This is a genomic window from Arsenophonus sp. ENCA (genome assembly GCF_002287155.1).
In the GTDB taxonomy this organism is placed as follows: Bacteria; Pseudomonadota; Gammaproteobacteria; order Enterobacterales; family Enterobacteriaceae; genus Arsenophonus; species Arsenophonus nilaparvatae.
This window is the reverse complement of sequence record NZ_NHNG01000324.1, coordinates 1-3333: the sequence shown is the minus strand read 5'-3', so window position 1 is coordinate 3333 and position 3333 is coordinate 1. Positions and strand designations below refer to the sequence as shown.

The 3333-nt window shown below is 36.7% G+C and carries 6 protein-coding genes and 2 pseudogenes; 1 reads left to right on the top strand and 7 read right to left on the bottom strand.

What is annotated here, in order from left to right:
* Window positions 1-23: 23 nt before the first annotated feature.
* Window positions 24-89, top strand: a pseudogene (locus CBG25_RS08655) (hypothetical protein); the annotation flags it as partial.
* A gap of 41 nt (window positions 90-130) precedes the next feature.
* Here CBG25_RS08655 and CBG25_RS08650 read toward each other — a convergent pair.
* The 7 genes and pseudogenes from CBG25_RS08650 to CBG25_RS08620 form a co-directional block, all read right to left on the bottom strand.
* Window positions 131-328, bottom strand: coding sequence for a hypothetical protein (locus CBG25_RS08650; protein ID WP_290606050.1), 198 nt, complete (start codon window positions 326-328; stop codon window positions 131-133).
* A 270-nt stretch (window positions 329-598) separates the two neighbouring features.
* Entirely contained in the window at window positions 599-841 is a 243-nt protein-coding gene (locus tag CBG25_RS08645; RefSeq protein ID WP_290606048.1) for a hypothetical protein, read from the bottom strand.
* 156 nt (window positions 842-997) lie between these two features.
* The gene (locus CBG25_RS08640) at window positions 998-1744 is read right to left on the bottom strand and encodes a phage antirepressor KilAC domain-containing protein (RefSeq protein WP_290606046.1); all 747 of its coding nucleotides are present in this window, start codon (window positions 1742-1744) and stop codon (window positions 998-1000) included.
* An 83-nt stretch (window positions 1745-1827) separates the two neighbouring features.
* The gene (locus tag CBG25_RS08635) at window positions 1828-2073 is read right to left on the bottom strand and encodes a hypothetical protein (protein ID WP_290606044.1); all 246 of its coding nucleotides are present in this window, start codon (window positions 2071-2073) and stop codon (window positions 1828-1830) included.
* 23 nt (window positions 2074-2096) lie between these two features.
* Window positions 2097-2273, bottom strand: coding sequence for a hypothetical protein (locus tag CBG25_RS08630; RefSeq protein ID WP_167876650.1), 177 nt, complete (start codon window positions 2271-2273; stop codon window positions 2097-2099).
* 15 nt (window positions 2274-2288) lie between these two features.
* Complete coding sequence (locus tag CBG25_RS08625) at window positions 2289-2615, bottom strand: hypothetical protein (RefSeq protein WP_290606039.1); 327 nt, start codon at window positions 2613-2615, stop codon at window positions 2289-2291.
* A gap of 156 nt (window positions 2616-2771) precedes the next feature.
* Window positions 2772-3194 (bottom strand): annotated as a pseudogene (locus CBG25_RS08620) (DUF6012 family protein); the annotation flags it as partial.
* Window positions 3195-3333: the final 139 nt, after the last annotated feature.

Genomic DNA, 3333 nt, shown 5'->3' with positions numbered 1-3333 from the left:
AAATCTTGAATCAGCGAAAGAGCATGGTTGAACCTGTGTTTTCAGCATTGCGGGGAATTCAGGGTTTGGAACGTTTCCGGCGTAAGGGATTATTAGCGGTAAAGCTCGAATTTACCCTGCATGCAATGGCCTATAACTTATCAAGAGCGGTTGCTCTGATATTATGGATGATTTTCAGTCTATTATTTGTACAAACTAAAATCAGAAAAAGAGAAAATCTGCACGGTGGGATATTGTTGAAAAAAAAATTCCACCCCTTTTGCGACAGCCTCTTAATGGGTGGGGGCTGTATAAGACCATTTCTCGCCCAAATTCTGACGGTATCCATCCGGCGTGGCCTGTCCCTTCGAGCGTTCCATTCCGCTAAAGTAATCATGTTTATTTATCCTCATTCAAAAACTCACACTATTATCGGGCGCTTCATTTCCCCACAAAAACAAATAGCCTAAGCACGAATGATTATCTTCGTTCTTTGTTAGGTCAGGGCATATGATTTGTTGGGAAGAGTATTAGGATTTATTTGCTGCGCTGTTTTATGCTTTGTTTTGGTCTTACCAGGGTGGGTCTGCGAGTATCAGGTCATACTTCACTTCATCTCCTAAACATACCAGCTTTTACTTTTATGCAAGTCGTCTATTTTTTCTAAGACAGTGATTTTATTACCGCCATTTCCGGTTAATGTTTTACTTTCTCCATCGGTATCAAATTGATATATCAATCCTTTGTTTGTTAATTTTTTCTCCTTCAATCTAATTATTTTCATCATTTCACCATGATAAATAACCTGCATCCCTGCTTTGACATGGTGTAACGTTGTTCGGTATTCATGGATATTATTCATAGGATTATTTCTATTATTGATTAAATAAATGTAAATTTGATCAAAAATTGATCATTTATGAATTGTTTGTGGTAGTGTTGTTGCCGTTGTGTGTTGGTATCCACAACATTTTCCCTGGTGTTGGCCAGACTTGCGCTGGTCTTTTTTTGCTTGGCATTATTCACTAATAAGAACGGATAATTTTCCAAGTCCTTTTGGCGTAATTCTTACCTGTTCAGTTAACTTTTCCGAACCGTCATTTCTAGCAACGACAGTCACTTTATGCTCGATTAAATCCTGCTTGATTTTATCCTGATAGCCAATCCAACTTTTTCCACCAACACGCCGATAAATCCAATCATGTCCTTGTAACCATGAAAAAAGTGCTTTGGGTTTCATTTGGAGTGATTTTGCCGCATCAGTAATACAAAGCGAGCCTTCTGAATAGCTGATTCGTTTTAGTGCTTCGACTTGCGGTTTCATTTCATCGACTTTGTGTTCAAGTGCAATAACTTTTTCTGTGTAATTGAGTAGCAGCCCTCGCATTGCTGATGGATTATTTAGTATTTTAACAGGGTTGACAGCTTCTAATGCTTTTCTTTCGCATTCAATAAAATACTGTCTGGCCTGTTTCCCTTTTTCGTTACGCTCAACCATTGATAGCTCTTTCGCCATATTGATAGAGATTGCATACTCTTTAAGCACGCGTTGTCGAGATTTTGCACTCGCCAGTTTTGGCGAGCTCAAATTTTCAACAATAATGAAATCATTGCCCTCTACAAATTCATATTGCTTAATTCTATCTTTTATCCAGTTGGAAAAATCTTTACCAATTTCCAGGAATAAATGTAAATCACGAGCATTGACTGTTTGGATTAATTCACCATTGATATTTTTTGTTTCGATGTTGATTAAATTTTGCATAAGGTGATCCCTCAAAGTTAATTGATGAATGAGTATTAATTAAGTGGAATAGGTCAGGTGGGTAATGATTTCTTGTTTTGCAACTATTTCTTCAAAGTATCGATAAATACTCCCAAATAAACCATAAGAGCTGGCACTAGCATGATGCCAATAACCAGTAGCTCTTGTCCCCCAAAATGAATATTGCCTAATTCACCACGTTTAAACCTGATTTGTGGGTCAATGACGGCATCGGCGTGCGCAATGTGACCAACTATGAGTTCGAAGGCGAATGCTGCACTAATAAACAATAATGTTGTGATTAATAATTTGATGATGTTAAGTTTCATGGTTGAACCTCGATGAAATTAGCTTATTTCTTAACGCAAATCGCTTTAGCGTTAATATCCTTGAAAGTCTCAAATTCCCGCTCAAACTGTTTAGCGGCGAATTGGCACATATTTTCAGTGTCAAATTCCTGAGTATGAACACTTGCAAAGTTACTTGAGGCATAAGGGCTGGCGTACATAGCCAGGATTAATATCCACATGGTAATTTCCTGTTATTAAAAGGCGTTGAGGTCAGTATCTGGCTGCGGAGTATTAGCGAAAGTGTTTGTTGGTTTACGTTCGTCTTTATCTTTTAGAGTACGTAATAGATTTTTAACAGCTTGAGCGGGTTTGTTTTCAACTTTTTCTAAAAGCGTTTGCTCAGTGTTTGCTACAAATGGCATACGGATATCAAAGCTGTAACTTTCATCGCCATTTTTCTTCGTTCTTAGAACTTTTTGTAAAGCAAGTCCTACTTTTTTGCCATGGAATTCTGGTGCAACCAGGTTATTGTTGTGGACAACCGAGGTTACTCGCTGAATTCCAATAAGCCTGTTGCTCAATAGCAAAATTAATTGTGACTTACAAAAAAACCAGCTATTGATGATAAAATAATCAATTTTTGAATTAAAAATGACCTATATAAGATTAAAAAATAACCTATTTTTGTGTTTTTTAGATGTATCTAACTTGTTTTTATTGAAAGCAGTTTTATTTCACTATTGAGCAACAGGCTTTTTCTTATTTTCAAGAATCGCTAGCATGCGCGGTTGATCGGTTGCGGGTAGCAATTTTTCATGGATTTCGCTTTTACGTGAGGAAAAAGGGGTGTCATGAAATGCATTCCACATCATTATTTCGGAGGTGATCGCATCGAAATCTGAGTCAAGGATATGAAAGTGTATTTTGTGGGTGGCAATTTCCCCGTTAACCGCCCAGCGGGTTATTTGGGTGAAGTTGGTTAATTTTTTATCGGTTTCAATAAAAATACCGTTAATTGCCTTGCGACCTTTTTTCCGGCAAGCAATTTGATAACTTTTATTTGGGTATGGTGTACGGGCAACAATATCAACGTCACCCTTTAATGTGAGGTTTAATTCTGGTACGGATACATCAATCAAATCAAGTTGAATCTCACTGTAACGTAAATAATATGTATTAGTCTTAACTTAATCTGACAATTCTGATTTAAAAAAGAAAGTTACCGGTTTTAATTAACATCATTAGATAATTAAATAAAAGGTAATTTTATGTATCAAACAAATAATCCTATCATCAAAC

Bases quoted from the DNA above. Each gene is read 5' to 3' on its own strand.
- CBG25_RS08650 (WP_290606050.1), bottom strand. From the start codon at position 328: ATGGATACCGTCAGAATTTGGGCGAGAAATGGTCTTATACAGCCCCCA.
- CBG25_RS08645 (WP_290606048.1), bottom strand. From the start codon at position 841: ATGAATAATATCCATGAATACCGAACAACGTTACACCATGTCAAAGCA.
- CBG25_RS08640 (WP_290606046.1), bottom strand. From the start codon at position 1,744: ATGCAAAATTTAATCAACATCGAAACAAAAAATATCAATGGTGAATTA.
- CBG25_RS08635 (WP_290606044.1), bottom strand. From the start codon at position 2,073: ATGAAACTTAACATCATCAAATTATTAATCACAACATTATTGTTTATT.
- CBG25_RS08630 (WP_167876650.1), bottom strand. From the start codon at position 2,273: ATGTGGATATTAATCCTGGCTATGTACGCCAGCCCTTATGCCTCAAGT.